Annotated in this window: 23 protein-coding genes and 1 tRNA gene; 9 read left to right on the top strand and 15 right to left on the bottom strand. The window is 64.8% G+C overall.

The features are described from left to right. Positions 1 to 9: 9 nt before the first annotated feature. The 3 genes from HUN39_RS04550 to HUN39_RS04540 are packed head-to-tail and all read right to left on the bottom strand — an operon-like array spanning position 10 to position 2,304. A complete protein-coding gene (locus tag HUN39_RS04550) occupies positions 10 to 291 on the bottom strand; it encodes a hypothetical protein (RefSeq protein ID WP_175093305.1) in 282 nt (93 codons plus the stop codon). Beyond that, on the bottom strand, positions 288 to 764 hold the full coding sequence (locus HUN39_RS04545; protein WP_175093304.1) for a glutathione peroxidase: 477 nt from the start codon (positions 762 to 764) through the stop codon (positions 288 to 290). The genes HUN39_RS04550 and HUN39_RS04545 overlap by 4 nt, the downstream gene beginning before the upstream one ends. Positions 765 to 801: 37 nt before the next feature. Then, positions 802 to 2,304 carry a sigma-54-dependent transcriptional regulator gene (locus HUN39_RS04540; RefSeq protein ID WP_175093303.1) on the bottom strand — a complete coding sequence of 501 codons (1,503 nt, stop codon included), beginning with the start codon at positions 2,302 to 2,304 and terminating at the stop codon, positions 802 to 804. A 281-nt stretch (positions 2,305 to 2,585) separates the two neighbouring features. On the opposite strand from HUN39_RS04540, the gene rdgB reads away from it, so the two are divergent. The 4 genes from rdgB to HUN39_RS04520 all read left to right on the top strand — a co-directional run bounded on the left by rdgB (position 2,586) and on the right by HUN39_RS04520 (position 5,652). Then, positions 2,586 to 3,215: an RdgB/HAM1 family non-canonical purine NTP pyrophosphatase gene (rdgB, locus tag HUN39_RS04535; RefSeq protein WP_175093302.1), complete on the top strand. Its 630-nt coding sequence runs from the start codon at positions 2,586 to 2,588 to the stop codon at positions 3,213 to 3,215. 119 nt (positions 3,216 to 3,334) lie between these two features. Further along, positions 3,335 to 4,852: an aldehyde dehydrogenase gene (adh, locus tag HUN39_RS04530; protein ID WP_175093301.1), complete on the top strand. Its 1,518-nt coding sequence runs from the start codon at positions 3,335 to 3,337 to the stop codon at positions 4,850 to 4,852. A 127-nt stretch (positions 4,853 to 4,979) separates the two neighbouring features. Continuing rightward, complete coding sequence (locus tag HUN39_RS04525; protein WP_175093300.1) at positions 4,980 to 5,378, top strand: DUF779 domain-containing protein; 399 nt, start codon at positions 4,980 to 4,982, stop codon at positions 5,376 to 5,378. A 189-nt stretch (positions 5,379 to 5,567) separates the two neighbouring features. After that, a tRNA-Tyr gene (locus HUN39_RS04520) sits at positions 5,568 to 5,652 on the top strand. Between the two features lie 33 nt (positions 5,653 to 5,685). On the opposite strand, the gene clcA is transcribed toward HUN39_RS04520, so the two are convergent. Further along, entirely contained in the window at positions 5,686 to 7,005 is a 1,320-nt protein-coding gene (clcA, locus tag HUN39_RS04515; protein ID WP_175093299.1) for a H(+)/Cl(-) exchange transporter ClcA, read from the bottom strand. 176 nt (positions 7,006 to 7,181) lie between these two features. Here clcA and HUN39_RS04510 point away from each other — a divergent pair, with 176 nt between their 5' ends. After that, complete coding sequence (locus tag HUN39_RS04510; RefSeq protein WP_175093298.1) at positions 7,182 to 8,276, top strand: HupE/UreJ family protein; 1,095 nt, start codon at positions 7,182 to 7,184, stop codon at positions 8,274 to 8,276. 131 nt (positions 8,277 to 8,407) lie between these two features. Here HUN39_RS04510 and phaC read toward each other — a convergent pair whose 3' ends face one another. Together phaC and ald are read right to left on the bottom strand one after the other, a co-directional pair. After that, positions 8,408 to 10,417, bottom strand: a complete 2,010-nt coding sequence (phaC, locus tag HUN39_RS04505) for a class I poly(R)-hydroxyalkanoic acid synthase (RefSeq protein WP_175093297.1) — start codon at positions 10,415 to 10,417, stop codon at positions 8,408 to 8,410. Positions 10,418 to 10,664: 247 nt separating this feature from the next. Next, the gene (gene ald / locus HUN39_RS04500; protein WP_175093296.1) at positions 10,665 to 11,795 is read right to left on the bottom strand and encodes an alanine dehydrogenase; all 1,131 of its coding nucleotides are present in this window, start codon (positions 11,793 to 11,795) and stop codon (positions 10,665 to 10,667) included. 126 nt (positions 11,796 to 11,921) lie between these two features. Here ald and HUN39_RS04495 point away from each other — a divergent pair, with 126 nt between their 5' ends. The 3 genes from HUN39_RS04495 to HUN39_RS04485 all read left to right on the top strand — a co-directional run bounded on the left by HUN39_RS04495 (position 11,922) and on the right by HUN39_RS04485 (position 14,316). Beyond that, positions 11,922 to 12,323, top strand: coding sequence for a DUF3775 domain-containing protein (locus HUN39_RS04495; RefSeq protein WP_175093295.1), 402 nt, complete (start codon positions 11,922 to 11,924; stop codon positions 12,321 to 12,323). A 95-nt stretch (positions 12,324 to 12,418) separates the two neighbouring features. Continuing rightward, positions 12,419 to 12,757, top strand: a complete 339-nt coding sequence (gene smbP, locus HUN39_RS04490; RefSeq protein ID WP_175093294.1) for a small metal-binding protein SmbP — start codon at positions 12,419 to 12,421, stop codon at positions 12,755 to 12,757. Positions 12,758 to 12,891: 134 nt separating this feature from the next. After that, entirely contained in the window at positions 12,892 to 14,316 is a 1,425-nt protein-coding gene (locus HUN39_RS04485) for an amino acid permease (RefSeq protein WP_175093293.1), read from the top strand. 60 nt (positions 14,317 to 14,376) lie between these two features. On the opposite strand, the gene hpnE is transcribed toward HUN39_RS04485, so the two are convergent. The 9 genes from hpnE to dnaK form a co-directional block, all read right to left on the bottom strand. Further along, positions 14,377 to 15,624 (bottom strand): hydroxysqualene dehydroxylase HpnE, encoded by a 1,248-nt coding sequence (gene hpnE / locus HUN39_RS04480; protein WP_175093292.1) that lies wholly within the window; start codon positions 15,622 to 15,624, stop codon positions 14,377 to 14,379. Continuing rightward, a complete protein-coding gene (hpnD, locus tag HUN39_RS04475) occupies positions 15,621 to 16,496 on the bottom strand; it encodes a presqualene diphosphate synthase HpnD (RefSeq protein ID WP_175093291.1) in 876 nt (291 codons plus the stop codon). Before hpnD ends, hpnE begins: the two co-directional genes overlap by 4 nt. Next, entirely contained in the window at positions 16,493 to 17,395 is a 903-nt protein-coding gene (hpnC, locus tag HUN39_RS04470) for a squalene synthase HpnC (RefSeq protein WP_175093290.1), read from the bottom strand. Before hpnC ends, hpnD begins: the two co-directional genes overlap by 4 nt. 37 nt (positions 17,396 to 17,432) lie before the next feature. Continuing rightward, positions 17,433 to 18,650: a glycosyltransferase gene (locus HUN39_RS04465; protein ID WP_175093289.1), complete on the bottom strand. Its 1,218-nt coding sequence runs from the start codon at positions 18,648 to 18,650 to the stop codon at positions 17,433 to 17,435. A gap of 81 nt (positions 18,651 to 18,731) precedes the next feature. Continuing rightward, entirely contained in the window at positions 18,732 to 18,938 is a 207-nt protein-coding gene (locus tag HUN39_RS04460) for a ChaB family protein (protein ID WP_175093288.1), read from the bottom strand. Positions 18,939 to 18,953: 15 nt separating this feature from the next. Continuing rightward, a complete protein-coding gene (gene pyrF, locus HUN39_RS04455) occupies positions 18,954 to 19,646 on the bottom strand; it encodes an orotidine-5'-phosphate decarboxylase (RefSeq protein WP_175093287.1) in 693 nt (230 codons plus the stop codon). Further along, positions 19,643 to 20,287 carry a class I SAM-dependent methyltransferase gene (locus HUN39_RS04450; protein ID WP_123177123.1) on the bottom strand — a complete coding sequence of 215 codons (645 nt, stop codon included), beginning with the start codon at positions 20,285 to 20,287 and terminating at the stop codon, positions 19,643 to 19,645. The genes pyrF and HUN39_RS04450 overlap by 4 nt, the downstream gene beginning before the upstream one ends. A 122-nt stretch (positions 20,288 to 20,409) precedes the next feature. Further along, on the bottom strand, positions 20,410 to 21,519 hold the full coding sequence (dnaJ, locus tag HUN39_RS04445; RefSeq protein WP_175093286.1) for a molecular chaperone DnaJ: 1,110 nt from the start codon (positions 21,517 to 21,519) through the stop codon (positions 20,410 to 20,412). A gap of 122 nt (positions 21,520 to 21,641) precedes the next feature. Further along, a complete protein-coding gene (dnaK, locus tag HUN39_RS04440; RefSeq protein WP_175093285.1) occupies positions 21,642 to 23,540 on the bottom strand; it encodes a molecular chaperone DnaK in 1,899 nt (632 codons plus the stop codon). A 363-nt stretch (positions 23,541 to 23,903) separates the two neighbouring features. On the opposite strand from dnaK, the gene HUN39_RS04435 reads away from it, so the two are divergent. Then, positions 23,904 to 25,001 carry an efflux RND transporter periplasmic adaptor subunit gene (locus HUN39_RS04435; RefSeq protein WP_175093284.1) on the top strand — a complete coding sequence of 366 codons (1,098 nt, stop codon included), beginning with the start codon at positions 23,904 to 23,906 and terminating at the stop codon, positions 24,999 to 25,001. Positions 25,002 to 25,006: the final 5 nt, after the last annotated feature.

Below are 25,006 nucleotides of genomic sequence, written 5' to 3'. Positions count from 1 at the left end.
CATGACGCTTCAAGCAAGATATTCCGGCAGCTTTTGCTCGAACTCCGGGAAATAGCCAGCGACGACGCTCATGTCGAAGCGCGCGAGAATGCTCTCCTTTGCTTCGCGGTCGAGAAGAAAGCGGAAGGCGGCGTCGATAAATCTTTGCGCATCGGCGCCGCCGCCGAGCCGCAGTAGATCTTTTCGCGAGAGCGTGACGCGATGCTGCGTCTCGCTTCCCTGATCGCGCACCGCCACGTCGAAGACGAGCGGATCGCCGTCTTCAATCATGCGCGCGTCGATGGCGGTCACAGCAGCGCCTCCACATCCTTCGCGATCTGCTCGGGCGTGTCGGTCGGCGCGTAACGCTTCACGACATGCCCCTCGCGGTCGATGAGAAATTTCGTGAAGTTCCATTTGATCGCTTCGGATCCGAGAATTCCCGGCGCCTCGCGCTTGAGCAGGCGATAGAACGGATGCGCGGTCTCGCCATTGACGTCGACCTTGCCGAACAGTGGAAAAGTGACGTCGTAAGTCGCCGAACAGAAGGACGCGATTTCCTTCTCGGAGCCCGGCTCCTGCGCGCCAAACTGATTGCAGGGAAAGCCCAAGACGACAAATCCCCGATCGGCGAATTTGCGGTAAAGCGCTTCGAGCCCGGCGTATTGCGGCGTGAAGCCGCACCGGCTCGCGACATTGACGACCAGCATGACGTTGCCAGCGTAATCGGCAAGCTTCCTCGGCTGGCCGTCGATCGTTGTCGCTTCGATGTCGAACAGCGTCATGAAACCCTCGCACTGCAAGGAAGCATGCGCTCCCAGATTACGCGACCAGCGTTCCCGAAGGCTCGGAGTCGCTTTCTGACGCTTCCTCGAGTCCGTATTCCTTCATCTTCCGATAGAGCGTCGAGCGACCAATTCCAAGTCGCCGCGCAATTTCCGACATCTGGCCGCGGTAGTGCGTCAAGGCGAAGCGGATCGTCGCGGTCTCGATGTCCTCGAGCGTGCGCATTTCACCGTTCGATCCAATCAGCGACATCGCATTCGGATCGCGGATTTCGACGCGGACGATCTCGCGTTCGCGCGGCGCAGTCCCGGGGGCGCCCGGCGCAGGCGCAGGCGGCACGCGCACTTCATAGCCTTGGACATGGGCGGCGATTTGCGGAAATTCGGCGACCGTCAGTTCGTCGCCGTCGGCGAGAACGACGGCGCGAAACACGGCGTTTTCCAACTGGCGGACGTTGCCCGGCCAGTCGTAGCTCGTCAGCAGCGACAGCGCTTCCGACGTCACGCCGCGGATATTGCGGCCTTCCTCGGCGGCGAAGCGCGCCGCAAAGCGCCTGGCGAGATCAGCGACGTCCTCGCGGCGACCGCGCAGCGGCGGAATGTTGATCGGGAAGACGTTGAGCCGATAGAAAAGGTCCTCGCGAAACAGCCCGCGTTTGACGAGATCGATGAGATTTTGATTGGTCGCCGAGATCAGTCGAATATCGACCCGGATCGCGCGCTTCGCGCCGACGGGATCGATTTCGCCTTCCTGCAGCGCGCGCAGCAACTTCACCTGAATGTCGAGCGGCAGTTCGCCGATCTCGTCGAGAAACAGCGTCCCGCCGTTCGCCTCAACGAATTTGCCGCTGTGCTTCTCGGTGGCGCCGGTGAAGGCGCCCTTCTCATGGCCGAAGAGAATCGATTCGACGAGATTGGCCGGCAGCGCGCCGCAATTGACGGTGACGAAGGGCTTGCCTTTGCGATCCGACGCGCCCTGGATCGCGCGCGCCACGATCTCCTTGCCGACGCCCGACTCGCCTTCGAGAAGCACCGGAATGGAGGAATGCGCCGCGCGCTGGCCGAGTCGGATGACGCGCGCCATGTCGTCGCTGCGCGAGACGAGGTCCTTGAATGTCAGCGCGCCCTGCGCCCGGCGGCTGATGCGGCGCACTTCGTCGGCGAGCGCATCGGCGGAGAGCGCGTTCTTGATGGAAATTTGCAGGCGTTCGGCGCCGACCGGCTTGACCACAAAGTCATGGGCGCCGGCGCGCATCGCGGAAATGACGGCCTCGATCGACCCATGCGCGGTCTGCACGATCACCGGCGTCGCGAGTTTCATGTCGCGCATCCGGGTGAGCACGCCCATGCCGTCGAGGTCGGGCATGACGAGGTCCAAAATGAGCAGCGCTATGGCCTTGGCGCCGGGCTGCGTCAGCCGCGCAATCGCCTGTTCGCCGCTTTCGACGGTCTCGGCCTCGTAACCAAATCGCCGCGTCATCGCTTCCAGCAGACGACGTTGAACGGGATCGTCGTCTACAATGAGAATGGTCGAGGTCATTTCGTCCCTTGCATGCCGGGATAATCGAGCGGCGAAGTCGCCGCGTCAGGCTTGGCGCGTCCCGGAACCGTCTTTGCGGCTCCTCAATCGTTGCCAAGCATAGTAAAGGCGGGGTTAACCGCGCCAAGACAAAACTTTGTAGCGCCTTCCGACCCTTCGACCAAGACCCCCAGAGGGCGATCGTGGCGATTTGGCGGCGAATCGCTGCAAGTTATGGAGATGTCAGCGCCATGGCGACGCCCCGCCGGCGCGCCAGGAGCCGCGCGGCGGGAGGAAATTTGATGGTTCCGCGCAAAATCGCCGGCAAGCTCGTCATCGCCACGCACAATCCCGGGAAGCTTTGGGAACTCAGGCAATTGCTCGAGCCGCATGGCGTCGAGGCGGTTTCCGCCGGAGAACTCGGCCTCGAGGAGCCCGAGGAGACCGAACAGAGCTTCGCCGGCAACGCGCTATTAAAGGCCCGCGCCGCCGCCATGGCGTCCGGGTTTCCCGCCTTCGCAGACGATTCCGGTCTTTGCGTCGCGGCGCTCGATGACGCCCCCGGCGTCTATTCGGCGCGCTGGGCGGGGGAGGACCGCGACTTCAAAGCCGCCTGCCTCCGCGTCGAACGCGAACTCGAGGCGCGCGGCGCCGCGCCGCCCTACCGCGCGCATTTTACCTGCGCGCTCGCCGTCGTCTGGCCGGACGGGCATATCGAGCAGTTCGAGGGCCGCGTCGACGGCGTTCTGGTCTTTCCGCCCAAGGGCGAGAAGGGCTTCGGCTATGATCCGATCTTTCGGCCCGACGGGCTCGACAAGACCTTCGGCGAGATGATGTCGGCGGAAAAACATGCGCTCCCCGGCGACGGCTCGCAGGCGCTGTCGCATCGCGCCCGGGCGTTTCAGGCGCTGGCGAAGGCGTGTCTCGACTAAGGCATCCCGGCTCGGGCGCTAGGCGTCGGGGACTTGGCGCCAGGCACTTGGCGTAACGCCGCGCTCCAACTACCTTCTCAAAGAAAAAGCCGCCGCTGCGGAAACGCGAGGAACGCCCCATGACCAAGCATGAAACTTTCGCCGCGCTCAAACCGCCGTTCAAGGCCCGCTACGGCAATTTCATCAATGGCGCATGGGCGGACGCGAAATCCGGCCGCGTCTTCGACAATATCTCGCCGATCACCGGTCAGAAGATTTGTGAGATCGCGCGCTCCGACAAGGACGACGTCGAGGCCGCGCTCGACGCGGCGCATGCCGCCAAAGACGCCTGGGGCAAAACCAGCCCGACGGAACGCGCCATCCTCCTTAACCGCATCGCCGACGTGATGGAGGCCAATCTCGGTCTCCTCGCCGCCGCCGAAACCTGGGACAACGGCAAGCCGATTCGCGAGACGAGCGCCGCCGACATTCCGCTCGCGATCGATCACTTCCGCTATTTCGCCGGCGCCATTCGCGCCCAGGAAGGCGGCATCTCGGAAATCGACCACGACACCATCGCCTATCATTTCCATGAGCCGCTCGGCGTCGTCGGCCAGATCATCCCCTGGAACTTCCCGATTCTGATGGCCGTCTGGAAGCTTGCGCCGGCGCTCGCCGCGGGCAATTGCGTCGTCATCAAGCCGGCCGAGCAGACGCCCGCGAGCATTCTCGTCTGGGCGGAGCTTGTCGGCGAGCTTCTTCCCAAGGGCGTGCTCAACATCGTCAACGGCTTCGGGCTGGAGGCTGGCAAACCGCTCGCCTCGTCGAACCGGATCGCCAAGATCGCCTTTACCGGCGAGACGACGACCGGCCGGCTCATCATGCAATACGCGAGTCAAAACCTCATTCCGGTAACGCTGGAGCTTGGCGGCAAGTCGCCCAACATCTTCTTCGAGGACGTCGCCCGCGAGGACGACGACTATCTCGACAAGGCGATCGAGGGCTTCGTCATGTTCGCGCTCAATCAGGGCGAAGTCTGCACCTGCCCGAGCCGCGCGCTGGTGCATGAGAATATCTACGACCGCTTCATGGCGCGCGCCTTGAAGCGCGTCGGCGAGATCAAGCAGGGCAATCCGCTCGACCCGGAAACCATGATCGGCGCGCAGGCCTCTTCCGAGCAGCTCGAAAAGATCCTGAGCTATATCGACATCGGCAAACAGGAGGGCGCGAAGGTGCTCGCCGGCGGCGAACGCAACGCGCTCGCGGGCGAACTCGCCGGCGGCTTCTATGTGAAGCCGACCGTGCTCGAAGGCCATAATCGGATGCGCGTGTTCCAGGAGGAGATTTTCGGTCCCGTCGTGTCGGTGACGACCTTCAAGGACGACGACGAGGCCTTGGCCATCGCCAACGACACGCTCTACGGTCTTGGCGCGGGCGTCTGGAGCCGCGAGGCCAACCGCTGCTATCGCTTCGGCCGCGCCATTCAGGCGGGGCGCGTCTGGGTGAACTGCTACCACGCCTATCCGGCGCATGCGGCTTTCGGCGGCTACAAACAGTCGGGCATCGGCCGCGAGAATCACAGGATGATGCTCGATCACTATCAGCAGACCAAGAACATGCTGGTGAGCTACAGCGAAAAGAAGCTGGGGTTCTTTTAGCCCCCACCCAGCCCTCCCCCGCTTAGAGGGAGAGGAAGCGAAACTCGCCCTTCACCGGAGAAGCGCGGAACGCCGATCGCTAGCGTCCCCTCTCCCGCTTTAGCGGGGGAGGGACAGGGAGGGGGCGATGACGACGACAGTCAAACCGGCGAGAGTCATCGCCACGCCCGTGGCGCTTGATCTCATCGCGCGGCTGCGAAAGGAACACGGCGACCTTCTCTTCCACCAGTCGGGCGGCTGCTGCGACGGCTCGGCGCCGATGTGCTATCCGCAAGGGGAATTCCTCGTCGGCGACGGCGACGTTCTGCTCGGCGAGATCGGCGGCGCGCCCTTCTACATCGGCGCGGCGCAATTCGATTACTGGAAGCACACGCAGCTCGTCATCGACGTCGTGCCGGGGCAAGGCGGCATGTTCTCGCTCGACAATGGCACGGGGCTGCGGTTCCTGACGCGTTCGCGGCTTTTTTCCGACGACGAATTGGCGCATCTGGCCGCCGCTGCGCCGGCCGCCGATTCTCGAGCTTGAGCGCTGCGCCCGCCGCGCAACGCCTCTGCTCGGGTTCTGATGGCCCAATGGATGGCGATCGCGGCGCTCGAGCGGGCTCAGCGTCGCCCCCAGCCTGCCGGGGAGTTTAAGGTTGACACTGCGCCGCAGGGGCCGCATATGCCGCTGCATCGGCCGCTTCATCGCGGCCGCGTCTCCTTGCGAGACGATGGGGGAATGTCCCGAGCGGCAAAGGGGGCGGACTGTAAATCCGCTGGCTAAGCCTTCGTAGGTTCGAGTCCTACTTCCCCCACCATCTCCAAGCATGGAAATTCTCCTACCGCTTCGATCAGCGAAGGAAGCGCAGGCGCTCGCGCAAGGCGTCATAAAGAGGCGCGTCGCTCATCAGCGTAGGAATCAGCATGGCGGTGAAACAGGCCGCCAGCATCGGCAGCAGCAGGAGCGCGCTGCCTGTCATTTCCGTCGCGAGCACGAGCCCGGTCAACGGCGCCCGCACCACGCCCGTAAAGAACGCGGCCATTCCAACCGCCGCGAAGGCCTCTGGCTGAATGGGAAGGTCCGGGAACGCCAATCCGCAACCGGCGCCAAAGAGGAGTCCCAATTGCGCGCCCAGCGTCAGCAGCGGCGCGAAAAGACCGCCCGGCGTTCCCGCCGAATAGGACAAGGCGCCGAACCAGAACCTCAGTTGAAAGAGGAACGGCAGGACGAAAAGGCCGGGCGCCCCAAGCAGCGCATTCTGGGTGAGATTATCTCCCCCGCCGACGCATTCCGGTCCGAACCAGGCGAGAACGCCCGCCGCGGCGCCGATCGCGGCGGCGCAGGTCTCCGCCGGCAGGCCGCGCACGAGGTCGACCGCGGCCAGCGTCGCCAGCACCGCCTTATTATAGGCGATGGCTACGGCTCCGCACACAACGCCAAGCATGAAGAACAGCGGGCCGATCGCCGGCGGGGGATACGCCAGCGGCGGCAGTTGGAAATCCGGCGCGTCGCCCAGAATAAGATGCGCGACGGCGATTGCGGTCGAGGACGCCGCCAGCGCGGCGATCGCTATCCTATGCTCGAATTTTTGGACGAGCTCTTCCAGGACGAAAACCGCTCCGGCCATCGGCGCGTTGAAGGCGGTCGCGAGGCCTGCGCCCGCGCCCGCCGCCAGCAGAACGCGGCAATCCGGCCAGTCTCGGCGGAAGGCGCCGCCGAAGAGATGGCCGAGCACCGCGCCCATCTGCACGCTCGGGCCTTCCCGGCCGAGCGCCAGGCCCGAGCCGATCGCCAGCCATCCGCCCACGAATTTCACCGGCAGCAGGACAAAGGGCGACGGCGCCGCGTCACCGCGCAAGACCGCCTCGACATGCGGAATCCCGCTCCCCGACGCGTGTGGCGAATACCGCCGCACCAGCCAGGCGGCGATGACGGCCGCCGACGCGCAGCCGCCGACGAGCAGAATAAAGCCCGCGATTGAGTGGCTATGCGCCCAATCGATAACGGCTGCGCGAAAAACATCGGCCCGCTGCAGCGCAAGCCGGAAAAACGCACAGACGAGACCCGCGACAGCGCCGACCAGCAGCGCCAACGTCGCGAGAACTGTCAGATTGCCCTCTGAAGACGTCAAGGCCGTCGAGCGGGCCTCATGGAGGTCGCGATGAAGCATGTCGCAGCGGCTCGGTCCGTGGGGGCTGGGGGCCACGGCGAAGCCATAGCACGATTACGGTCGGGAACGCGCTCCTGCAGCGTCGGCGCCGTAACCGCTCATGCTTCCGCTTCCGCTGTCTTGTCCAGCGCAGCGGCGTTTGGCATGTTGCGCGGCCACGAACGAAGGGAGCGCGTATGACCGGGGTTTTCAGGATAGTTGCCGCCGTAATCTTGTTTTGCGTCGGCCTCGCGGCTCCGGCTATGGCCCATACGCCCGATATTTCGACAGGCAAAATCCTTCCCAAGGACAATCGAACCTATTCCGTCGAGGTCGGCTTTCTCGCCACCGATCTTGAGCGCATGTTTCAGGACACGATGGGCGAACGGACCAGCGTCGACCTCTCGGCGCCCGGCGCGCTCGAAGCGGAAATCGGCAAATTTGTCCAAAAGCGTGTCGCCATGCGCGATGCGACAGGCCGAGCCTGCATCGCCAATGTCGAAAAATCCGGCGAAGACCCCACTAACCAGGACAGCGCGCTGATCGTCGTGCGCTTCGACTGCGGCGCAACGACCGGCACGCTCTTCTATGACGCGACGAAGCTCCTCGCAGCGCAGGGCGCAAAGGGGAAGCATCTGGTCACGCTCGAGGGAAGCGAAAACGCCGGCCAGACCATGCTCTACCCGGACGATCCCCCGCTCGATCTGTCAAAGCCGATGGAAACAACCGCACAGCTGATGTGGAAGTTTCTCAAAGCCGGCGTCGAACACATCGTCACCGGCTACGATCATCTGTGCTTTTTATTCGCCCTCATTCTGTGGGCTACGCGCATTTGGCCGGTCGTGAAGATCGTCACCGCCTTCACCATTTCGCATTCGATCACGCTGTCGCTGGCGGCGCTCAACATCTTCACGCTTCCCTCGACCTTGGTCGAAGCGCTGATCGCCGCTTCGATCGTTTTCGTCGCGGTGGAGAACTATTTCTCGCGCGATGTCGACAACCGGTGGCGCAACACTTTCTTATTCGGCTTCATCCATGGCTTCGGCTTCGCCTCGGCGTTGACCGAAATGGGCGTGCCGCAGGGCGGCGTCGTGCCGGCGCTCGCCGCTTTCAACATCGGCGTCGAACTTGGCCAGATCGCCATCGTCTTCGCGGTCATGCCGATCCTGTTCTTCATCGACAAGCAGACAGGCGGCAAGCGCAGCGAAAAGCTCGTCTACGTGGCCTCGGCGCTGATTGCGATTGCGGGGGTCTACTGGTTCTTTGAGCGAATCGGGGTTCTTCCCGGGTGAGGCTCTAGGATGACCTCATCGGTTGTCGCGGGCTCGCTGTGTCTATGGACACGGTGAGACGGCGCGCGCACTAACGGCTGCGCCGCGGCGTCACGTTTCGCGCTGCGACCCTGCCGGATCCAACCTGCCGCCTATCCTTTTACCCGCACATATTCCCCGGGCGCGTCGCAGATGATCTTGAGCTTGCCGCCGCCGGGCTGGCGCGCGGGGACTTTCTTGGGCGCCTGCGCCGTCACCCAGGCCAGCCAGTGCGGCCACCAAGAGCCCTTGGTTTCCTTTGCCTTCTTGATCCAGTCCTCGAAAGCGCCCTTCGGGGGGCCGCCCGTCCAATATTGATATTTGTCTTTGGAGGGCGGGTTGATGATCCCCGCGATATGGCCCGAGCCGCCGAGCACGAAGGTCACCTCGCCGCCGAAAAACCTCGCGCCGCGAAACACGGATTGCGCCGGCGCGATATGATCCTCCCTCGTCGCGATCTCAAAGACCGGCGCCTTCACCTGACGCAAATTGAGCCGAACGCCGTCGATGACCATCTCGCCGCGCGCCAGACGATTTTCGAGATAGCAGCTGCGCAGGTAGAAGGAGTGATTGGCCCGCGGAATGCGCGTCGAATCGGAATTCCAATACAAGAGATCGAAAGCGGCGGGCTCGACCCCTTTCATGTAATTGTTGACGACATAATTCCAGATGAGTTCGTTCGGCCGCAGCATATTGAAGGCGTTGGCCATCTTGTAGCCTTCGAGATAGCCGGTGCGCGCCATGCTTTCGTCGAGCGCCGCGAGGCGCGCCTCATCGACGAAAATCTGCAGATCGCCGGCGTCCGAAAAATCCACCTGCGTCGCAAAGAAGGTGACGCTGTCAATGCGATCGTTGCCGGTCGCAGCCATATAGGCGAGCGTCAGCGCGAGCAGCGTGCCGCCGACGCAATAGCCCGCCGCCGTGACCTTGCGTTCGCCCGTCGCCTTCTCGATCACGTCGAGCGCGGTCAGCACGCCCTCGTGCATATAGGCCTCGAACCCCTTTGTGGCCTTGGTCTCGTCGGGATTGACCCAGGAGATGATGAAGACCGTGAAGCCCTGCTCAACCGCCCAGCGCACGAAACTTTTCTCGGGGTTGAGATCGAGCACATAGAATTTGTTGATCCAGGGCGGCGTGATGAGCAGCGGCCGCGCATAAACTTCCGACGTCGTCGGCTCATATTGAATGAGCTCCATCACGTCATTGCGCCAGATCACCTTGCCGGGCGTATTCGCCAGATCGACGCCCAGTTCGAATTTCCGATCCGCGCTCTGGCGAATTTTCAACACGCCGCCGCCCGCGGAAATGTCTTCCGCGAGCATTTTCAAGCCGCGGACCAGATTCTCGCCCTTGGCGTCCATCGTGGCGCGCAACAACTCGGGATTGGTCGGGACGAAATTGGAAGGCGAGATCGCGCTCGAAATCAGCCGCGTATAAAAGACGGCCCTGGCCTTTGTCTGCGGGTCGAGACCCTCGGCGCTCTCAACCATGTCGCCAGCCCAGCGCGACGCAAGCAGATAGGATTGCCGCAGCCAGTCGAAGAACGGATTCTCGTTCCATTCAGGCCCCGAGAAGCGCTTGTCGGAGAGATCCGAGGGGACAATCGGAGCGACATTCTCGCCGCCGTAGCGGCGAAGCGTCTGCCGCCAAATCTCGCTCAACCCGCTGTATAGATCGGCCTGGGCGACGGCGGCGCGGTCGGGCTTCGACAGCCAATATTCGGCGACGGCGCCGAGAGTCTTGGTGGCGTCGGCGACGCTCGCGGCGAGTTCGCTTCGCGTTTCGTCGGGATTGGCGCCGCCGATCGCCGCGGCCAGCGCCTTGCGGCCCTCGTCCACGAGCTGCGCCATGTTGTCGGCGATCGCTTCGATATCAAACCGGGCGAATGTCTCCAGATTGGCGATCGGCGCGGGAGCTCCGGCGCCCTTGGGCGTCGCGGGCGCGGCCGTTTGCGGAGCGCTGGGCACGGAAGGCTTTTTCGCCGCAGTCTTTTTCTTGGCCTTGTTCTTGGCCTTGTGGGACGGCTTCACCGGCGTTTCGGACTTGCCGAGCGCGGAGACCTTTTCCGCCGTGGCCCCTCTTTTCCGGTTGGCGGCGGGATCCTGGTCCTGGTTCGCGCTCATGCCCTAAACCTGTCTGTTTTTCGAATGATGGGGGGCGCCGCTCCGCAAAGGCCGCGTCGCTCTGGTCTAACAATTGCGCGCTGATGAGAAAAGCTCCGCCGGCCTGGCGCGAGAGGTGCGCCCGGGCGACATAAGCGCGAATTATTACAATGCAATGCCGAAGCACGCGCTGGAGCCAACGCTCTCCAGCATGGATTGCGCGAAAAAGTCGCATGGACCGGAATGGATGATGTCATTCAGCAGGATGCTATGCGGCGCCGGCGCTGTCCAGCGCCATGAGCTGCGGCGACAGAGGCAGGCCATGCGCAGCGGCGACGGGCGGCGACAGAATGCGCCCGGCGGAAATTTCCAGCCCCGCGCGAAGATTCGGGTCGTCCTCGATGGCGCGACGCCAGCCCTTGTTGGCGAGCGCCAGCACGAAAGGCAATGTGGCGTTGTTGAGCGCGAACGTCGACGAGCGCGGCGCAACTCCGGGCATGTTGGTGACGCAATAATGCACGACCCCGTCAACGACATAGGTCGGGTCGGAATGGCTCGTCGGCCGTGAGGTCTCGCAGCAGCCGCCCTGATCGATCGCGACATCGACGATCACGGCGCCGCGCTTCATCGTCGACAGCATGTCCCGCGTGATCAGGATCGGCGCCTTGGCGCCTGGCGCGAGCGCCGCGCAGATGACGAGATCGGCGCGCTTCACGGATTCGGCGATCGCGGCGCGGGTCGAATAAATGGTGCGCGCCGCGAAACCGAAACGCGTTTCGAGACGCCGCAGCGCGTCGGGGTTGCGGTCAGCGACAAGCACGCTTGCGCCCATGCCGAGCGCAATCGCCGTCGCCTGCGCGCCGACGCTGCCCGCGCCGAGAACGAGAACGTCGGCTGGCGGCACGCCCGGCGCGCCCGCGAGCAGAACGCCGCGGCCGCCCGCCTGCTTTTCCAGAAAATGCGCCCCGATCTGCGGGGCGAGCCGGCCGGCGATTTCGGACATCGGCGCGAGCAGCGGCAATCCGCCGCCGGGCGCCGTGACCGTCTCATAAGCGATGCAATGGGCGCCGCTCGCCATCAGCTCGCGCGTGAGCTCAGCGTCCGCGGCGAGATGGAAATAAGTGAAGAGCACATGGTCCGGCCGCAGGTAAGCAATCTCGCGCCGCTGCGGCTCCTTCACCTTGACGATCAATTGCGCCGCGGCAAAGAGCGCTTCAGGACCATCGACGAGCGTCGCGCCCGCTGCGGCGTAATCTGAGTCCGACAGCCCCGCGCCCTCGCCTGCGCCGCGCTCGATGAAGACTTCATGTCCCGCATGGGCGAGTTCGGCGACCGAAGACGGCGTCAAGCCCACCCGATATTCGTTGTCTTTGGTTTCTTTGGGCGCGCCGACACGCATTTCCGGCTCCAAAATACGGCGTCGACTCGGGTAAAAATCTCGCCTTCGGGGAATATATGCAAAGGGTGACCTTTCAATACAAGGGTGAAGGTCAAGCGCGTTTTCAGAACCTACGGAGAGGAAGAAATGCCGACCATCAATACGGACAAAGTCTGTTTCGTCGTCGTCAAGGCCCGTGAGCTTGAGAGCGAAGATGAGGGAATCGATGCGGACGCGTCGAACGCCACGGACGACGGTTTCGTCAGCGTGTTGACGGAGGACGCGTTCCCCACGATTCGCGACGAGGTTTCCTCCTTTATCGAAGCCATGGACATCGACGAGCAGGTCGAGCTCGTCGCGCTGATGTGGGTGGGACGCGGCGACTTCGCCGCCAGCGAATGGGGCGAAGCTGTCGCGCAAGCGCGAGCCCGGCACGAAGGCGCGACGTCGGCATATCTGCTCGGGGTTCCGCTTCTCGCCTCGTTTCTTGAGGGCGGCCTCGCGGAGTTCGGCGAGAGTTGCGAGCTTTTTGCCGCCGACCGGCAGTGATGGCGCCGCGACGTCGAGAATGCCGGACAGGACCTCGATACCAGAGCGAAGGCGACCATATTACGGTCATGCGGCGAAGCATCGAGGAGATCCCCATGAATCGCAGGATTTTTGCAACCGCCCTGGCTCTATCCATCGCGGCCTTTTTCGCCCCCCGATTGGCCTACGCCGAAGATCATCTGGCTGAAGCCATCACCCACACCAAACAGGCGATCAGCGAAGGCAAGCAGGGAAAGGCCGAGGCGCTGACGATGCATGCTGAAGAAGGCTTGAAGCACGCAAAGGCCGCCGAAGCGCAAAAGCCGAACGAGCATACCAAACAGGGCATCTCGCATCTCGAAATGGCGATTGACCACGGCAAGCAGAAGCACCCAGACGTCGCGACGAAACACGCCGAAGAGGCGCTGACGCATCTCGAGGCCGCCAAGAAATAGGCCGCCTGACAAAACGAAAGAGCGGCCACTGGCCGCTCTTTTTTGCGTCTGCATGACGACCCGGCGGCCATGACAGCGCCGCCCGGATCGCCTATGGACGTCGTGGCGGACACGCCCGCCGACGGGCCTTTTTGATGAAGCTTTCCTCCTCGCTGCTGCGCGCCAAATCTATTGAATCGCTGCAAGCCGAAGCCGACCGACCGGGCGGATTTCGTCGCGTGCTCGGCGTCTGGCAGCTCACTGGCATCGGCCTTGGTGGGCTCATCGGCGTCGGCATTTTCGTGCTGACCGGCGTGGTGGCGGCGACCCAGGCGGGGCCTGGCGTCGCCCTCTCCTTCCTGATCGCCGGCGTCGCCAGCGCCGCGGCGGCGCTCTCCTACGCCGAATTCGCCGGCATGATTCCCGTCGCCGGCAGCGCCTACACATATGCCTATGCGGTGCTGGGCGAACTCGCCGCCTGGATCATCGGCTGGGACCTTCTGCTCGAATATGCGCTGGTCGTCGCCGTGGTGGCGATCGGCTGGTCGGCCTATTTGCAAGCGTTGCTCGCGCAATTCGGCGTCGCGCTTCCCGAATGGGCGAGCGGCGCGCCGGGAACCGGGCCCGATCGCGTCATCGACCTCTTCGCCGCGCTCGGCGCGCTTGGCGTCGCCTTCCTGTTGACGCTGCGCGTGGAGCTTGGCGCGCGCTTCAACACGGCGATGGTGGTCGTCAAGATCGCCGCGGCGCTCCTGGTGATCGTCGCCGGCCTTCCCTATGTGCGCGTCGAGAATTGGACGCCCTTCATGCCCTTCGGCTTTTCCGGCGTGGCGCAGGGCGCGGCGGTCGTGTTCTTCGCGGTGTTCGGCTACGACACATTGACGACCGTCGCCGAAGAAGCCCGCGCGCCGCAGCGCGACGTGCCGCGCGCCGTTCTCCTGTCGCTCGTCGTGGCGCTGACGCTCTATATCGCCATGTCGCTCGTGCTCACCGGAATCGTGCGCTACGACACGCTCGACAATCCGGCGCCGGTCGCGACCGCTTTCGCGTCGCTCGGCCTGCCCTGGGTCGCTTTCGTCGTGTCGCTTGCCGCGGTGGCGGGCATCGCCAGCGTCATGCTCGCCTTTCTGCTCGCCTGCGCCCGCATCTGGTTCGCCATGAGCCGCGACGGTCTGCTGCCGGCCTGGTTCGCCAAGCTGCATCCGCGCTTTCACACGCCCTATCGGCCGACGCTGATCGCCGGCGCGCTGACCGCGCTCGTCGCCGCGCTCTATCCGATCAAGGAAGTGGCGGAGCTGGTGAACATCGGCACGCTCTCCGCATTCGTCGTCATCTGTTCGGCGATCATCGTGTTACGCCGCACGCGGCCCGATTTGAAGCGCAGCTTTCGCGCGCCTTTCGTCCCCTTCACGCCGCTCGCCGGCGTCGGCTTCTCGCTCTGGCTGTTGTCGCGCCTGCCGGCGGTGGCGTGGGAGCGCTTCGCGATCTGGATGGCGATCGGCCTCGCCATTTATTTTCTCTACAGCCGCCGTCACAGCCGGCTGGCGCAAAGCATCAACGCGGCGCAAGACCGCCGGTAAATTTCGCATTGATGAGGCGCAAGCGCGCTTCCTCACTTACGCCATCACGAAGGGTCACGTTCAACTGGCCGTCGTCGCCAGTTCCGCCGCTCTATCCCCTGATCGTATCGAGCCCTCGATCGTCGCGGGCAGGCCCGTCTTCGTCCAATCGCCGGCAAGCCACAGATTGTCCCAGCGCGTCTTCGCATCAGGCCGGCGCTTCTCCTGCGCCGGCGTCGCGGCGAAGGTGGCGCGCTTCTCCTTCACGATCTGCCAGGGCGGCAGCGCCGCCGGCAGGCCCGTCGCGGCGGAGACCTCCGCCCAGATTTTTTCCGCAAGCGCTTCGCGCGACTCGTCGATCAGCCGGTCAGCGCCGCTGATCGTCACCGAGAGTCGATCGTCGAAGGCGAACAGCCATTCGGTGAGCGTGCCGATCATGCCGAGAAGCAAGGGTTGGCCCGGCGGCGGCGCGATCTTGAAATGCGCATTGAGGATCGCGCGAAAATCATCGGGCGCGACAAGACCGGGCAGAAGCTCCTGCGCGATCCACGGCGGCGTCGCTAGGACGATCGCGTCGCCTCTTTCCAGCGTCACTTCCGCATCGCCGAAACGCAGCGCAGCGACGCGAGAGTCATCAAAAGAGAGTTCGCGCAGACGCACGCCGAAGCGCGGCTCGACGCCTTTGGCGCGAAGCGTGCGCAGCGCCGGCTCGATGAAGGCGTCGCCAAGGCCGCCTTTGGCGACCATCGGGCGGCAGGCGTCGCCGCCCGCCGCGAGCGTTTCGCGCAGCACGGCGCCCGCGAGCGTGGCGGACGCCTCTTCAGGTTCGGTGTTCAGCGCGGAGAGCAGAACCGGGCGCCAAAGCTTCTCCCACAGCGGGCCATGGCAATGCATGGTGTCGCCGATGGTCGCGCCGTCCTTCGCGAAGAGAAGCTTTCCCGCGTCGAGATAGTCGAGCGGCCCCGTGCCGGGAACGCGGCGGTCGGCGACAAACACCCACCAGGGAATGCGCGAAGCGTTGGGTCGCAGCGTCCAGCGCTCGGCCGTGCGCGCATCGAGAAAATCGAAGGCGCATTCGTCGGGACCAACGAGCGCGTCGCTCGCGCCGATGCGAGTCGCATAATCCCGCGCCGCCGTGTTCCCGGAGAGCAGCAAATGATTGCCGTTGTCGATCGTCAGGCCGAGCGAAGCGTCGAAATAGGAGCGGCAGCGTCCGCCGGCCATGCGCGCGGCTTCGTAGAGCGCGACGCGCCGTCCGGCGCCGGCAAGACGCAGCGCGCAGGCGAGCCCCGCGAGGCCCGCGCCGACGACATGAATCGTTTCGCTCACGTGAAGGCGTGTCGCAGGAATGCGCTGACGAGCTTGAGACGGGACGCCCGCACCGGCGCGCGCGGCGCCGAAAAGCCGCGAGCGGCGAGACTGTCGAGGATCGAACGATAGCCAGCGGCCATGAGATAGGGCGCCTTCACCGCGCGCTTGGGCAAGCCCGCCATCACCAGATCCGCCTGGTCATAATGTTCGCGGGCGCGGCTGAGGACCGGCGCGCACACCTCTTCGAGCGAAGGATGCGACAGCACGGCGTGCGGCGCGAAGCTCATGACCCCCGCGGACTCAAGCGCCTGGCGGGGCAAATAGAGCCGCCCCCGCGCGGCGTCCTCGTCGAGGTCGCGCAAGATGTTGGTGAGCTGCAACGCGCGCCCGAGGTGGTAGGCGAGCAGTTTCGGACCCGTCGGCAAATCGCATTCGGCGCCCGGCTCATCCTCCGCGAGACCGAACGCGCGCACCGACAGCCGTCCCACGGCGCTCGCGACGCGATCGCAATAGAGCTCAAGCTTTTCCCAGTCCGGCGCGCAAATATCCTCCTCGACGTCCATGGCCATGCCCTCGATCACCGACTCGAAATCGGCGCGCTCGAGTCGGAAGCGGCGGACGGGTTCAGAGAGAAAGCTCACACGCGCGCGGATGCGGCCGGCGTATAGCTCATCGAGGTCGGCGCGCCACTGGTCGAGCGCGGCGCGGCGCGCGGCGCGGTCGCCCTCGTCGTCGGCGATGTCGTCAACGGCGCGGCAGAAGGCGTAAATGGCGAACATCGCGTCGCGCCGCGGTGGATCGAGGATGCGCATCGCGAGATAGAAGGAGCTTCTGGTCGCGATGGCGCGCGTGCGCAGCGTCGTGGAATCGGCAAGCGCGTCCATGGTCATTGGCGCGTCCTTGGGCGCGCATTTGGAAGGGCCTCGGAATCTGCGCGGCGTGGACGTGAAATGCGGCGAAGAAGCGCGCCCAGCGCGCCCGCAGCCCCCTTCAGCGCAAAGCTGAACTTGCCGTCGTGAACCTTGTCGCGAAGCGGGTCGGCGCCCGCGAGGCGCGCAACGAGCTGTTCGGCCAATGTCTGGATGGCGCCGACCTCCATGGCGAGGCGCGTATCGTCGATCAGATCGGCGAAGGGACGCGACTGCGCGAGCAGACGTCCGGTTTTTTCGTTGAGGTCGCGGATCGTCGCCAGGAGCGGCGGCGGCGCGCTTTCCTGTCCTAGCATCTCGACGGTCGCGCCATGCGCCGCGAGCGCATCCTGCGGCAGATAGACCCGGTCGAGGTTGCGGTAATCCTTGCCGCAATCCTGCAGGTGATTGATGATTTGCAGCGCCGCGCAGAGCGCGTCATTGGCCGGCCAGACCCGGCCGGGATTCTCGCCATGGAGATCGCAGACGAAGCGTCCGACCGGCATCGCCGAATAGCGGCAGTAATCGATCAGATCGTCCCAGTCGCGATAGCGCAATTGCGTGACATCGCGCTTGAAGGCGGTGATCAGGTCGCGCGCGTGCTGCGGATCGAGACGCCGCTCCCGGCAAGTTTCACGCAGGCGGCGCGCCACTGGCGCATCCTCTTCCGCGTCTCCGATCAGGGCGGCGTCAAGCGCGTCCAGCAGATCCAGCTTCTCTTGCGGGGAAAGCGTCGGGTGGTCGGCGATGTCGTCCGCGGCGCGAACGAAGTCATAGAAGGCGAGGATCGGCGCGCGATGCCGCGGCGCAATGAGAAAGGAGGCGACGGGGAAATTCTCGTCGCGATGGGTCTTTCCCGAACTCGTCTGCGCAATATCCATATGACGCCGTCTTGCCGCTCCACGGCGCTGGCGCGCCCTACACCTCGATTTGGCGGTTCGCCTCGATCTCGCCGGGCGTTTCGAAGCGCTGCGCCGCCTTTTGCGCGCGCGGCGCCTGATAGCGGCCTTTCCATTCGCCGCCGCGGCCGCTCAGGTGCCGCCAAGCCGATTCAACCGTAAACCACGTATAGCATGCCGCGACGCCTGGCAAAGCAAAGGCGCGCCATCGCGACAGGCCGTAAAAGCGCAGCGTCGGCATATAGGCCTGCGCCATCAGGAGCCAGGAGACGAGCGCCGTCTCGCGTGCGGGCGATTCGCCGAACAGCGCCAGATAGGGCGGCGCAAGATAGGCGGCCGCCAAGCCAAAGACCGCGCCCACGAGACGCCAGGGGGAATAGCTGAGCTGTGCGTAGGCCGAGCGCACGACCATTCGGGAGATATCGGCAAGGCGCGGATAGGCGCGCAGGCTATGGACGTCTTCGGTCAGGCCCAGCCAGATCGGCCCTTGCGCCTTCATCAGCGCGCCCAGCGCGCAATCGTCGATCAGCGCGCCGCGAATGGCCCGCAGGCCGCCCGCGGTCGCGAGCGCCTCCGGACGCAGCAGCATGACCCCTCCCGCGGCGCCCGCCGCCGGGTGATCCGGATCATTGATGTGGCGGAACGGGTAAAGCTTCTGAAAATAGAAAATGAAGGCGGGGACGAGCCAGCGCTCCGCGACGCTTTCGCAACGAAGTTTGACCATGAGCGAGGTGAGAACGGCGCCGTGCGCCGTCGCGCCCGAAGCGAGGCGGGCGAGCACATGCGGCGAAAATTCGATGTCAGCGTCGCAAAACAGCACGAAATCCGGGTCGATCGGCAAGCTCCGCACATGATCGAACCCGCGTTGCATCGCCGCGAGCTTTCCCGTCCAGCCCGCATCAGGTCCGCGCGAGGAGAGAATCGTCAGGCGGCTCGAAGCGCCGCAGGCGGCCGCGCAGCGGCGGGCGGCCTCGGCGGTGCCGTCGTCGCTCTCGTCATCAACCAGAACAATGTCGAAGCGGCCATGGAACTGTTGCGCGAACAGCGACGCCAGGCTTTTTTCGATGACGTCGGCTTCGTTTCGGGCCGGAACGATCGCCACGACATGGGTCGCCGGGACCGCGGCGTGACCGCCCAGGTTCCGGTCATGTTCGGTCAGCCGCCAGAACCCGCCGCGAAGCGCGATCAGATAGAGCCAAACGAAGAGCCCGAGGGCGGAGATGACAATCGCGAGCATGGGCGAATCGGGGTCAGGATTCGACGAGGCCCGCTTTTTATCACTCACGCTCAAGGCAGGCCAGCGCGCCCTCCTAGCCTCCTATCGCCTCACCCAGCCCGCCTCGGTCTTGACGTAGCTTCGCTTGACCGCAGCCCAGGCGATGCGGTGCGCCGCCTCCTCCTGCCGCGGGTCGCCGCGATGGGCGTCGAAGGCGTGGTTGAAGGCTTCGCGATAGATGTCCTGCGCGTGCCCAGGAAGGATGTGTCGGAGATTTTCGGGCAGGTCGGCGTTGTTGTCGTAGGGCATGCGACGGACCCTCGATCAGGCGCCGGTCATCTCGCCGACGATGGCCTCGGCGGCCGCTACTGGATCCGCTGCGCGGGTGATCGGCCGACCGACCACGATATAGTCGGCGGAGGCTGCGACCGCTTGCCGCGGCGTCATGACCCGCTTCTGATCGCCGACATCAGCGCCCTCCGGACGCACCCCCGGCGTCACCAGCAGCATGTCCGAACCCACAAGCGGCCTTATGGACGCTACCTCCATCGGCGACAGGATGAGGCCGTCGACGCCCTTCTCCTTGGATTGTTTGGCGCGGCGCGCGACGAGTTCGGCGACGCCGCAGGCGTAGCCCGCTTCTTTCAGATCCGCGTCGTCATAGGACGTCATCACCGTCACGGCGAGGAGCTTGAGCGCGCCGCCCGGGGCGCCTTCGCGAGCCGCCGCCATCGTCTGGGGAAAGGCGTGGATGGTGAGAAAGTCGACGCCGAGCCGGGCGATCTGCCGCGTCGCGCGCTCCACGGTGACGCCGATGTCATGAAGCTTCAGATCGAGAAATACGCGCTTGCCCGCGGCCTTCAGTTCACGCGCGAAGTCGAAGCCGCCCGGCGCATAGGCGAGCTCCATGCCGACCTTGAAGAAGGAGACCGTCTCGCCCAAAGCCGCGACCATCGCCCGCGCCTCTTCCACGCTTTCGACGTCGAGCGCGACGATCAGTCGGTCCTGCGGCTTCACGCCTTGCGCTTTCCGGCGAAGCCGGCGTAACCCGCTTTGCGATAGCGCCAGACTCTTGCAGGAGGGATGTTGAGCACGACCGGCGGCGATCCCTTGCCGACATATGCGCCGTTGACGCCGCTGGCGTGCATGGGCATCGGCGACTTGGTCAGGCCGTAAGTGAATTGGATGAAGAGCCCCTCGTCGCCCATCAGTTCGAAGGCCTGATTCAACAGCTCGACGCGATCGCGCTCAGGCCGCACCAGGAGCGGCAGGCTGGAGACGACGGTGGCGATTTTCCCCGGCACCTTGCCGTCGAGAGTCGCCTTGAGGCCATAGGCGTCGCCCTGTACGATGGTGACGCCAGGGAAGCGTTCGGAGAGCAGATGGCAGAACCGGCTCTCATATTCGACGAGGACGAGGCGCTCGGGCGCGATGCCGCGGGCGAGCAGCGCCTGAGTGACCGGCCCGGTGCCGGGACCGAGTTCGACGATATGGCCCTCTCGATCCAGTTCGACGAAGCCGGCCATCGTCTTGGCCAGCGCGCGTCCGGACGGCGAAACGGCGCCGATGAGGCGCGGATTTTCAATCCATTGACGGATGAAGCGCGCGTTATCCACGAGCCTCGCGCGCCCACTGGCTTTCTGCGTTCTGTGCGGCACGACGCCCCTCCCGATCGGCGCGATGAAACGCGCAAACGGCCCCCGCGATCGGAGGGCCGTTGGGCGGATGATAGGAGAGCCGCGCGTCAAAAACAACGTGGCGTCTTTTAGCCTTCTGGCGCCTACCCCCCGAACAGATCCTTCATCCGCGCGAAAAAGCCCGTCTCCTCGGGATGCGTGTCAAGCGAGGACTCCTCCTCGAATTCGGCGAGGAGCTCCTTCTGGCGCTTGGTCAGCTTTTGCGGCGTCTCGACGCTGATCTGCACATGCAGGTCGCCTTGGTCGCGCCCGCGCAGCACCGGCATGCCCTTGCCCTTGGCCTTGAGCTGGCGTCCGGACTGCGCGCCCTCTGGAATTTTCAGCTTCACCTCGGAGCCGTCGAGCGCATGGACCTTGATCTCGCCGCCGAGCGCCGCACGCACCATCGAGATCGGCACGCGGCAATAGAGATCCGCCCCATCGCGCTGGAAGAACGGATGCGGCTTCACCGAAAGGAAGATGTAGAGGTCGCCGGGCGGCCCGCCCCGCAGGCCCGCCTCGCCTTCGCCGGCGAGCCTGATGCGCGTGCCGTCCTCGACGCCCGGCGGCACATTGACGGACAGCGAGCGTTCGATCGTCTTGCGCCCCGTCCCGGAGCAGGAGGGGCAGGGATTCTCGATCGTCTCGCCGCGCCCCTGGCAGGTCGGACAGGTGCGCTCGATCGCGAAAAAGCCCTGCTGGGCGCGCACGCGTCCCATGCCGCCGCAGGTTGCGCAGGTCTTGGGCTTTGAGCCCTTTTTCGCGCCTGTTCCCGAGCAGGCCTCGCAAGTCGCCGAGGTCGGAATTTTCAGTGAAGCGGCCTTGCCGTGATAGGCCTCGTCGAGGGTGATCTCCATGTTGTAGCGCAGATCCGAGCCCCGCTCGCGGCCGCCCGAACGGCTGCGCCGCCCCATGACGTCGCCGAACAGATCCTCGAAAATGTCGGCCATGGAGGCGCCGAAGCCCTCGCCGCCGAAGCCGCCGCCCTGTTCAAAGGCGGCATGGCCGAAGCGGTCATAGGCCGCGCGCTTCTGCTGGTCGCAGAGACACTGATAGGCCTCGTTCAATTCCTTGAAACGCGCTTCCGCCTGCTTGTCGCCAGGGTGCCGATCGGGATGGCACTGCATCGCCGCCTTGCGGAAGGCGATCTTCAGTTCGACTTCCGTGACCGTGCGGCTGACGCCCAGAACTTCGTAATAGTCGCGTTTGGACATGCTTGATTTCTGATGGTGCGCAGCGGGCCTGGCCGCAATCACATGAACGCGAGGAAACCCGGCGTATTCGCGCCGGGTTCCCGTTTCGCTACCGCATCGGAGCGGCTATGGCCAGTCCCGGCTTACTTCTTGTCGTCGCCGACGTCCTTGAACTCCGCGTCGATCACGTCGTCCTTGGGCTCCTCCTCGGATGCGCCGGTCCCCGAAGCCTCCGCCTGCTGCGCCTTATACATTGCCTCGCCGAGCTTCATCGAGGCCTGACTCAATTCGTTGGCCCTGGCTTTGATCGCGTCGGCGTCGTCGCCTTCGACCGCACTCTTCAGCGCGGCGATGGCGGCTTCGATCGCGCTCTTATCCGCGGCCGAAACCTTGTCGCCGAATTCGGCGACGGATTTCTCCGCAGCGTGGATCGCGGCCTCGCCATGGTTCTTGGCGTCGACAAGTTCGCGGCGGATCTTGTCTTCCGCGGCGTGCTCCTCGGCGTCTTTGACCATTTTGTCGATGTCGGCGTCGCTCAGGCCGCCAGAGGCCTGGATGCGGATCTGCTGTTCCTTGTTCGTCGCCTTGTCTTTCGCCGTGACATTGACGATGCCGTTCGCATCGATGTCGAAGGTCACTTCCACTTGCGGCATGCCGCGCGGCGCCGGCGGAATGCCGACGAGGTCGAACTGGCCGAGCAGCTTGTTGTTCGCAGCCATCTCGCGTTCGCCCTGGAAGACCCGGATGGTGACGGCGGTCTGATTGTCTTCGGCCGTCGAGAACACCTGGCTCTTCTTGGTGGGGATCGTCGTGTTCCGGTCGATGAGGCGCGTGAACACGCCGCCGAGCGTCTCGATGCCCAGCGATAGCGGCGTCACGTCGAGCAGCAGCACGTCCTTCACGTCGCCCTGCAGCACGCCCGCCTGCACCGCCGCGCCGATGGCGACGACTTCGTCAGGATTGACGCCCTTGTGGGGCTCCTTGCCGAAGAACTGCTTCACGACCTCCTGCACTTTGGGCATACGGGTCATGCCGCCCACAAGCACCACTTCGCCGATGTCCGCCGCCGAGAGTCCGGCGTCCTTCAACGCCTTCCGGCAGGGCTCCACCGTGCGCTGAATGAGATCGTCGACGAGCGCTTCGAATTTCGCGCGCGTGAGCTTCAGCGTCAGATGCTTGGGCCCGGTGGCGTCGGCGGTGATGTACGGCAGATTGATTTCGGTTTGCGTCGCCGACGAGAGTTCGATCTTGGCCTTTTCGGCGGCCTCCTTGAGGCGCTGCAGGGCGAGCTTGTCCTTCGTGAGGTCGATGCCCTGCTCTTTCTTGAACTCGCTCGCGAGATATTCGACGAGGCGCATATCGAAGTCTTCGCCGCCGAGGAACGTGTCGCCGTTCGTCGACTTCACCTCGAAGACGCCGTCGCCGATCTCCAGGATCGACACGTCGAACGTGCCGCCGCCAAGGTCATAAACGGCGATCGTGCCCGACTGCTTCTTGTCGAGGCCATAGGCGAGCGCCGCCGCCGTGGGCTCGTTGATGATGCGCAGCACTTCGAGGCCGGCGATCTTGCCGGCGTCCTTCGTGGCTTGGCGCTGAGCGTCGTTGAAGTAGGCGGGGACGGTGATGACGGCTTGCGTGACCGTCTGGCCGAGAAAGGCCTCGGCCGTCTCCTTCATCTTTTGCAGAATGAAGGCGGAAATCTGCGAAGGCGAATATTGCTTGCCCGAGGCCTCGACCCAGGCGTCGCCATTATTCGCCTTGACGATCTTGTAGGGGACGAGACCCATGTCCTTCTTGGTCATCGGGTCGTCGTAGGTGCGGCCGATCAGCCGCTTGATGGCGAAGAAGGTCTTGTCGGGGTTCGTCACCGCCTGACGTTTGGCGGGCTGGCCGACGAGGCGCTCGCCGTCATCGGTGAAGGCGACAATCGAAGGCGTCGTCCTGGCGCCTTCGGCGTTTTCAATGACCTTGGGGCTCGACCCTTCCATGACGGCCACGCAGGAATTGGTCGTGCCGAGGTCGATGCCGATAATTTTGCCCATATCGTTTCCTTTCGCTGGTGAACGCCGAACCCCGAAGCGGTCCGGTTCAAAAGGCGAAGGACGGCGACTCGCCATGAGCCCGCCGCGCGATCCTTCACGCTTAGCTCTCCCAAGATTGTGTTGCGCTCACCCCGCCGCAAGAGCAGGCCGCATATAGAAGAATCATTTCCTTGCGACAAGGCGTCGGGGCTGCGCTGGGGCGCGTCCAGTCGCGGGCCAAGCCGGTTTAGCCAGCGCCTGGAACAAGATTTCGCTTCAACAAAATTTGTCTTTCCTATTGACCAATTGCTGACGACTGACGATTATCGAAAATCGTCAGAAAGAATTCGACGCGGCTCTCTGGCGTCAATGGGACGAAGTTCAATGCTCAGGTATCGCTTGGGTCTTTATGGGCTCGCTGCAGTTCTGACCGCGGCGCTCGCCGGCTGCGACGGCAAGGGCGAACAGGCCGCCCAAGAGAGCGAGCGAAACGAGCGGCCGGTGCTGGTCGCGCCGGCGCGCTACGCCGCGCAATCACAGGCGCGCGAATTTGTCGCCACCATTCGCCCCAGGGTCGAGTCCGACCAAGGTTTTCGCATCGCCGGGAAGGTGGTCAAGCGCTTTGTCGAAGTTGGTCAGCGGGTGAAGGCTGGCGACCCGATCGCGGCGCTCGACGAGCAGGATCTGCGGCTGCAGAAGGAGCAGTCCGACGCCGAATTCACCGCGGCGCGGGTGGCGCAAACTCAGGCCGTCGCCGATGAAAGGCGCGCCGCCGAACTGCGCGCCAAGGGCTGGACCGCCCAGGCGGCGCTCGATCGGGCGCGCGCCGGCGGCGAGGAGGCGCGCGGGCGGTTCCGTCGGGCCGAACGCGCGGTCGAGCTCGCCCGCAACGCGCTGGACTACGCCACGCTGCGCGCCGGGGCGGACGGCGTCGTCACGCAGACGCTGGTCGACCCGGGGCAAGTGGTCGCGGCGGGGCAGCCTGCCGTGCGCATTGCCCATGCCGGCGAATTGGAAGCCGCCGTCGCGCTGCCGGAGGCGTTCGCCGCGGCCGCTGGAAAGGGCGAGGCGAGTTTGACGCTCTGGTCGAAGCCCGGCGCCGTGTATCGCGCCAAGCTGCGCGAACTGAGCCCCGCCGCCGATCCGGTCACGCGCACCTTCGCGGCGCGCTTCTCAATCCTTAATCCGGATGCCGCCGTCGCGCTGGGGATGAGCGCCACGCTGCACATTTCCGCTTCGGACGCGCAGCCCGTCGTCAGCGTGCCGCTCTCGGCGATCTACAATCAGGGCGCTGGACCCTCGCTTTGGAAAGTTGACGGCGAAGGGAACTTGCAGCTCGTTCCGGTGACATTGGTGCGCCTCGAAGCTGACGCCGCGCTTGTCGCCGGCGGCGTCAAGGACGGCGACAACATCGTCGTCCTCGGCGTCCACAAGCTCGATCCCAACACAAAAGTCCGCGTGATCTCGCGGCAATCGCTTTGAGGGTC

The organism is Methylocystis silviterrae (genome assembly GCF_013350005.1).
Classification (GTDB): domain Bacteria; phylum Pseudomonadota; class Alphaproteobacteria; order Rhizobiales; family Beijerinckiaceae; genus Methylocystis; species Methylocystis silviterrae.
Note: the sequence above shows the minus strand (reverse complement) of the source record. Positions and strands in the feature narration are given on the sequence as shown.